Source organism: Blautia acetigignens (genome assembly GCF_025566865.1).
GTDB lineage: Bacteria > Bacillota > Clostridia > Lachnospirales > Lachnospiraceae > Blautia_A > Blautia_A acetigignens.
Map to the genome: position 1 here is coordinate 1 of NZ_JAOQJM010000031.1, position 7,018 is coordinate 7,018.

9 protein-coding genes and 2 pseudogenes are annotated in these 7,018 nt (G+C 35.6%); 1 reads left to right on the forward strand and 10 read right to left on the reverse strand.

Annotated elements, in window-relative coordinates:
- Positions 1-138, forward strand: a pseudogene (locus tag OCV70_RS20380) (IS91 family transposase); the annotation flags it as partial.
- A 290-nt stretch (positions 139-428) separates the two neighbouring features.
- Here OCV70_RS20380 and OCV70_RS18405 read toward each other — a convergent pair.
- The 10 genes and pseudogenes from OCV70_RS18405 to OCV70_RS18455 form a co-directional block, all read right to left on the reverse strand.
- On the reverse strand, positions 429-1,163 hold the full coding sequence (locus OCV70_RS18405) for a MerR family transcriptional regulator (protein ID WP_004612415.1): 735 nt from the start codon (positions 1,161-1,163) through the stop codon (positions 429-431).
- 152 nt (positions 1,164-1,315) lie between these two features.
- The gene (locus OCV70_RS18410) at positions 1,316-2,080 is read right to left on the reverse strand and encodes a class I SAM-dependent methyltransferase (RefSeq protein ID WP_023924069.1); all 765 of its coding nucleotides are present in this window, start codon (positions 2,078-2,080) and stop codon (positions 1,316-1,318) included.
- Positions 2,081-2,227: 147 nt separating this feature from the next.
- Positions 2,228-2,449 (reverse strand): annotated as a pseudogene (locus OCV70_RS18415) (GNAT family N-acetyltransferase); the annotation flags it as partial.
- 83 nt (positions 2,450-2,532) lie between these two features.
- Entirely contained in the window at positions 2,533-3,027 is a 495-nt protein-coding gene (locus OCV70_RS18420) for an HD domain-containing protein (RefSeq protein WP_173768562.1), read from the reverse strand.
- A 37-nt stretch (positions 3,028-3,064) separates the two neighbouring features.
- On the reverse strand, positions 3,065-3,805 hold the full coding sequence (locus OCV70_RS18425) for a class I SAM-dependent methyltransferase (RefSeq protein WP_119981914.1): 741 nt from the start codon (positions 3,803-3,805) through the stop codon (positions 3,065-3,067).
- A gap of 424 nt (positions 3,806-4,229) precedes the next feature.
- Positions 4,230-5,021 carry an ABC transporter permease subunit gene (locus OCV70_RS18435; protein WP_117854934.1) on the reverse strand — a complete coding sequence of 264 codons (792 nt, stop codon included), beginning with the start codon at positions 5,019-5,021 and terminating at the stop codon, positions 4,230-4,232.
- Positions 5,022-5,855 carry an ABC transporter ATP-binding protein gene (locus tag OCV70_RS18440; RefSeq protein ID WP_117854936.1) on the reverse strand — a complete coding sequence of 278 codons (834 nt, stop codon included), beginning with the start codon at positions 5,853-5,855 and terminating at the stop codon, positions 5,022-5,024.
- Between the two features lie 96 nt (positions 5,856-5,951).
- Positions 5,952-6,422 (reverse strand): DUF3021 family protein, encoded by a 471-nt coding sequence (locus tag OCV70_RS18445; RefSeq protein WP_195588351.1) that lies wholly within the window; start codon positions 6,420-6,422, stop codon positions 5,952-5,954.
- Positions 6,419-6,862, reverse strand: coding sequence for a LytTR family DNA-binding domain-containing protein (locus OCV70_RS18450; protein ID WP_117854941.1), 444 nt, complete (start codon positions 6,860-6,862; stop codon positions 6,419-6,421). Before OCV70_RS18450 ends, OCV70_RS18445 begins: the two co-directional genes overlap by 4 nt.
- Positions 6,817-7,002 (reverse strand): DUF6219 family protein, encoded by a 186-nt coding sequence (locus OCV70_RS18455; protein ID WP_117854944.1) that lies wholly within the window; start codon positions 7,000-7,002, stop codon positions 6,817-6,819. Before OCV70_RS18455 ends, OCV70_RS18450 begins: the two co-directional genes overlap by 46 nt.
- Positions 7,003-7,018: the final 16 nt, after the last annotated feature.

Below are 7,018 nucleotides of genomic sequence, written 5' to 3' on the forward strand. Positions count from 1 at the left end.
AAAGATATGGATGCACCTGCCATTATCCGTCTTCTTTATAATAAAGATATATGCAAGTGCTCTTCCTGTGGTGGTAAGATTATTTCTCTGCCTACAAAACAACATTTTATAAAACCGAAACCACATATGCTCTGTTAACAAATCATAACTGTATATTTTTTTAGCTTCCTTAGGGAGGCTTATTTCTGATGTCATAATACAGGACTGAATTATAAATTCTATGTGTTTCTATGTGTACACGCTATCCTATTATAAATAGAGTGTCAGAATTAAAAGTCCATATAGAGTTGACGCGCTTTGTTCAACCAGAAAAAATCGAAATTGATGCAAACGAAAGGGCAGTTAATGAAAAGTCTCAATACTGCTTTTTCGTTTGCACCACCTTCGATTCTTTCCTTAACGATTTTCTCAATTCTCCAAACTTGAATTTACCTTCTGCTCATATAAAATATATCAATAGCTTTACTTGCAAACTCTGCTGTGCCAACTCCTCCAACATCATCAATATTTTCCGTAAGTTCTCCTCCACCGGCATACATTCTTCCAAGACCGCATAAAATCTTATCAGAACATGTATAAAAATGATCTGTAATGTAATCCTGAAGTTTCCTTACCTGCAACTGCACCTGTTCATCTTCTGGGTCCATTTCTTTCATTTGTCCGAATTCAACAAATAATTGCATAAACTCATTTGCAACAGTAGCTTCATCGTCTTTCGTCCAGTTCTTTGTTTTCTCTTCAAACTCCTTATACTCAGAGGTTTGTCCCCATTGTTCTTTTGCTCGTTTAGAATACTCATCAATCTTTGTTGTATCAAATACTTTAAAATCCATATATTTCACTCCTATTCCTTTTATTCCTCGAGCGAAACTAATAAGATTTTCAAGATGCTCTTTTTTCATAGTTAGCAATTCAATCTGCTGCTCTAATGCTTTGTTCCTGTCAAAGTTAGGGGCATCAATTATCTTTTTAATCTCCTTAAGCGGAAATTCCAATTCCTTAAACAGTAAAATTTGTTGCAGCCTTTCCAAGGATGTATCGTCATACAACCTATAACCTGACTCTGTATATTCAATAGGTTTTAAGAGACCAATGGTATCATAATACTGCAGAGTGCGTATACTCACTCCTGTTAATTTACTTACCTCATTCACTGTCATCATTGTCATTTCCTCCTCTCGATAAACATATCGTAAACTATTACGTTGCGTAGGAGTCAATAGTTTTTCAAAGAAATTTTCAAAATTAACAGCTTGATAAATTTAAATTTTCCTGTTATACAAACTGAAAGTTTCTTTTTCTTGATAAATGGGGATTAGTTTTCCTTTTTTCCAATCAGCAATAACCACCTATGGTCAAAGCATATTTGTCCCTCCTTGATATAGGGATTAAAACCTGTTTTATCTCCACCATTCAAATCGTATTCCATTTTATCAATAATATCTTTTTGAATATCCTCTGGTGTACTTGTCAAATCCATCCAACTTTGTAGATTTACAGGAACAAGTGTTGTTTCTTCAAGCTGAAGCTCAAAAGCATCCTCAAACAATGCTTCAAATTCTTCTCTGCTAAGTATTCTTGTATGTGAGTTATCACGCATCGTTTCAATAGCGTCATTAGTTTCACGCAATTCTTCTGTAGTCGCTACCATATCCCAAATAACAAGTTTTCCACCTTTTTTCAAAACTCGTTGCATCTCCCGAAAAGGCTTTTCAGGCTCAACAAAATGATGCAATGAAAGTCTTGTAATCACAAGGTCAAATGTTTCATCTTCAAAAGGTAAGCATTCCGCATTCCCCGATACAAATGATATGTTCTGAATACCTTCTTGCTTTGCCAGTTTTTTTCCCTGCTCCAACATTGCTTCTGTCAAATCCAAACAAGTAATGTCCTTAACATAAGGAGCCACTGCTCTTCCACATATACAGGTTCCAGCAGCAACCTCCAATGCATGTTCATTGCCCTTTGCCTGAATACTACGAATCAAATAATCGGTATATTCTGCCTTAGACATATGATATGAAGCAAATTTCTCTGCTTGTGTACCAAATGATTTTTTCACTTCATTATAGTTATTCATAAACTTTTACCTCGCTGTAAACTTCAAAGTTTCTGTTCCTTACAAACTTCGATTTTAATGTCTCTATTATACCATAATGATACTATTATAAAAAAGGAAAAAGAGCTCCTTCGAGCTCTTTTGGGTCAGTTCTGCAAACTTGAATTTCTATTTGTGTTGCCATGTCATTACATAATCTTTTTCTCCGGTAGCCTCATCTAAGCCACTATGCTGAATCTCAAATTCTTCTCTCTTATAAAAAGATATTGCCCGTGCGTTCTTTTGGTATATGTTCAAGTACAACTTATTCCTTTTATCCTTTGCATAATTCAGCAGAATTTTACCTAGACCCTGCGATTGCATTTCACCAGAAACAAAAATGCCCTCAACATATTCATCATTTAACCCTAGGGTTAAACTTAACTACTATTTTTTCTTTGCGATATAAAATACATAACTGTAATAATCTACTACTAATCTAAAATAAAGCGATTATAAGCTATCCTTTTTCCTGTGTTTGTTTTAAAGTTTTCATCTATACACTTTTTTATCTTTTCCTGTTCTTTTTCTTTATCCATAACCGTTAAATTTTCAAGCAAATCAGCTTCCCATTGTATTTGAAAATCAAGTCCATCAATTTTAGATGGAGTATGGTGGTTGCCTATTATAAAGCATATTCTATCAATATTTTTGTTATAGTCTACCTTTTTTAATATTTCTTTCGCTACTTCTGGTCCTTCCTTTTCTTGATAGACACCATCAATAGAACCGTATTTTTTTTGTGCTTCAACCGCACCAATATCATGTAGTATAGCAATAATACTGATGAATTCTTTTTCTTCCTCTCCGATATTTTCTCCTTTCATTATATCTTCTGCATTTTTCAAAACTTTGAGAGTATGCTCTATGCCAAAAGGAATTTCTTTGAATACTTCTTTCATCTCTATAATAATTTTTTCTTTAAACATAAATTACCTCCATTTATACCTTATAGGTGTTTTAGTTCTATCTATCCACTTTTTTGTTCGCCGATACAATCAGCATCATGGGACGGCGCATTTCATCCTGCATCCCCGGAATATCCATCATGTATTCCGGCGGCTGCGGCTCCACAATATGATTTATTATAAAACCATTTGAAAGCAGTGTATTTAGATATGTGGTCAGTGTTCTATGATATTTTGTAACCTTTTCTCCCAAAAACACAGCTGCCCGTTTGCCCTCATAATAATAATTATCCACCGGAAAATGCAGTATTTCTCCTTTTTCGTTATAATGCCAGTCTTGTGTTCCATAGGCAGTAAAAACAGGATGTTCAACCGTAAAAACTAGCTTACCACCAGACTTCAGTATTCTATATATCTTTTTTACTAAAATCTCATAATCTGCTACATAGTGAAACGCAAGTGAACTTAATATTACATCAAAACTCTCCTCTGGGAATTCCACATCTTCTATAGCACAGCATTTATATTCAACCTGTGGAAAATGTGTTTTTTCTTTGGCTACCTCGAGCATTTTATGAGAAATATCAACACCTACAACAGAAGACGCTCCGTGTTCCATCGCATAAATACAGTGCCATCCATAGCCGCATCCTAAATCAAGCACACGCTTATCTTTAAAATCCGGCAGCAGCTTTCTCAATGTTTCCCATTCTCCTGCACCGGCTAGTCCCTGCTGTGAGCGACTCATTTGACTGTATTTTTGAAAAAATATATTATCGTCATATTTGTTTTCTTTCATCTGAATTCCCCCTCGTTTAAAAAGTTATTTATCTCCGTTGCAATTTTTTTCACTTCTTTATAAAGCTTCTCGGTCATATCGTAGCATTTAAAAATTGAAAGACCGAGTACTTCAAAAACATGATTTACCCTTTCGGCATATTTTTTAGGTTTATATTCAAAAGTTTCAAGCAGTTTTATAGCTTTCTTTTCATTAATGCAATAAAGCATTATTGCATGCAAATAGTACTTGATTTAAGCATGAAATAATACGAAAAACATGGCCTGCAAAGAATTTACACCTTATTTATAAATGTGGGGCACTTCATATTGTCCTATAAAAATATCATAAACACAGAACTTATATTTACTACCTATGCAAAGTAGAGAAACAGCTCAATTTTTTCTTATTTAAAATCAGAAAACAAGCAACTAAAATCTAATCATTATGAAGCGAGATCCCTTTTTGCGTAAATCATACCAGCTCCCACAGTCATAATCACAATCATTATCGTCCCTAAAATCAAAGCAACACAATCCCTTGATTCTCCAGCAAAAATTGATGTCGCATTTGAATAGGAAAACGGCGAAATAAAGATAGCGTCCTTTAAATCAGGAACAACTCTTGCCATCAAATCATACACATACAGCAGCATGGCAACTGAAATTCCAATTCCTAACCTGTTCTTTTTGCTTACCGCAGAGATCACAAAGCAAATAGCCGCAATTTCGATATTCATCATTAACTGAAAAAACATACACTCTGTGAATATGCTTCCAAAATCCGTTTCTCCAAGAAAAACAAACCCGACTTCATAAAGCATGCCACAAATCAATGTAAAACAAATAAGGTTTAGTAGCACTGCAAAAAACTTCATTGCTATTACCTTGCCCCGTGAAACCGGAAGTGTAAACGTATATTCCGCAGTATGCCCATCTTCTTCCTTTGAAAGAATTACTGTGGCGATGGAAGCTGCAAACATACTGCTTCCAAGTGCATGAATCGTTCCGATTTCTGTGGCAAAATATCCTTTTAATGTTGCTATACTGAGTGTACTCATTCCAAAAGCATCAGAAAACGTGCCCATTGTTGCAAAACTCTCTGCCATATCTGCCATGCTATCTTCCATACCCTTATATAAAATGATGCAGATGAGCCCCATTCCACCCACGGAAAGCGCCCATATCAAAAGACTTTTCCAACCTGATTTCCATTCGTTTTTTAATATTACCGGCATTTATTTTTCCTCCTTCAAATAATAGTGCATAAATACTTCTTCTATGGACGGTTCCTCGATAATAATATCCTCGATATGATGTCCTTCCAGTTCCTTGTATAAATTGTTTAGGTTATCCTTATAGATATAGTCAAGCTTTTCGCCATCCCGTATCATTTTGATTCTCTTTGACCGACTGCTCAAAAGATTATCGACGGTATCTGTGACAACCAACTTTCCTTCCTTCATGATTGCCACACGAGTACAGTGATTTCTCACCTCCGATAAAACGTGTGTGGAAAGCATACAGGTCGCACCCTCATTCACATACTCCTGAATCAACTCAAAGAAAACATTTTGCATCAGAGGATCAAGTCCGCTGGTCGGTTCATCAAAAACAAAAAGCTTTGGTCTATGCTGCATTGCACAGATGATGCTGACCTTTTTCCTGTTCCCAAGTGAGAGCTCATTGATTTTTCTTTTTACGTCCACCTGAAGTCTGTCGCAAAGTTTTTCTGCTTCATCGGTGCAATCAACCTTTCTGACTGCTGCCGAATACTTCAGTATTTCCCTGATTTTCATGCCCGGATAAAACCATGCTTCACTTGGCATATAGCCAATGTCTGCAAGGATTTTTTCTCTGTCCTTTACGCTGTCAAGACCATTGATTCTTATTTCGCCCTGATCATACTTTATCAATCCAAGCATTGACCGAATAGTCGTTGATTTTCCGGCACCGTTCGGTCCAAGGAACCCAAAAATTTCGCCTTCCCGAACCGAGAATGTTACATCCTCCACACCTCTGTGTTTTCCATAAGTTTTTGTTAAATTTTGAATCGTTATCATATCTTTCATTTCTCATGTACCTCCGTTTGATGATAGAATAGTACATAAAAAAGATGGGCACAATAACTGTACCCATCAGTGACACTTTTTCAACTCTAAGTTGCACTATTTATTATCTGTCCTTGTTTTAAATAATTTTAAATCAGAATTCAATATTTTGTCATCAATTCTGCGCCTGCATTTATATATCAGATAAACACAAATATATACGAATACAATATAGGCAGTGAACCCCAAAGTCACATAAGAATTTCTATCAAACCATTTTCCTATGTATGACACTGCCGTATATATTATTGTGCAGATTATTATACCAAGCAGTTCCTTCTTGCTTATTTCATCTGACTCATCAAAATTCCAAAGTACATAAACCTGAAGATACCCAACTGCATAGGTCAAAAAAATCATTTCCGCCATATGCAGTATTTCTGCCACAGTCACCCCAATGCAGAGCCGATATGTACAGTAGTAAAAAAGAACTCCGAAAAAATAAAGACATGCCTTAAACTCGATTCCAATTTCCTTTGTAAGATACCTTTCCCAGAGGGATACTTTTTTCTTATAACTTTTTTTCATGCCATTTCTCCTTTCAGAAGCTTCCTAAAATCCGATGCGTATGTACGGGAAATAATGATATGCTCACCGCTGACAAGTGTTGCATCAATCCTATTCGACGGCATACTTTTTAGCATTTCCACCTTGTTTACATTGATAATCATCGACTTGCTACAGCGGAAATAACTCTCATCGTCTAGAAATAATTCGATTGAATATAATGACATCTCTACTTGAATTTCATTATCATCTGTGTAGACAAATGTCTTATTATCCACCTTTTCTATATACAGAATTTCCTCCGGTGTAAAAACAATTGTCTCATCGTTTTTTCGTCCAATTAGTTTTCTTTGACGTTTGTCCATAAAAAGCAACACCGCCTCAACCTCAGGATTTTTCTCCTTATAATTTAAAATCAGCTCATCTTCGCCTTTATTAATCTTATTAATTGTGTATCGCATAGAACTCCTTTCTTAATCATGCAAAGCAAAGAACTTGCTGCAAAGTACTTATGGCCTTCTTTTGATCCCTTATAACCTGTATAAAAAGTTCCAAGCATTGTAATCAGTGCACCGATAGACCAATATTTATGTGATTTCATTCAGATACCTCCTGCC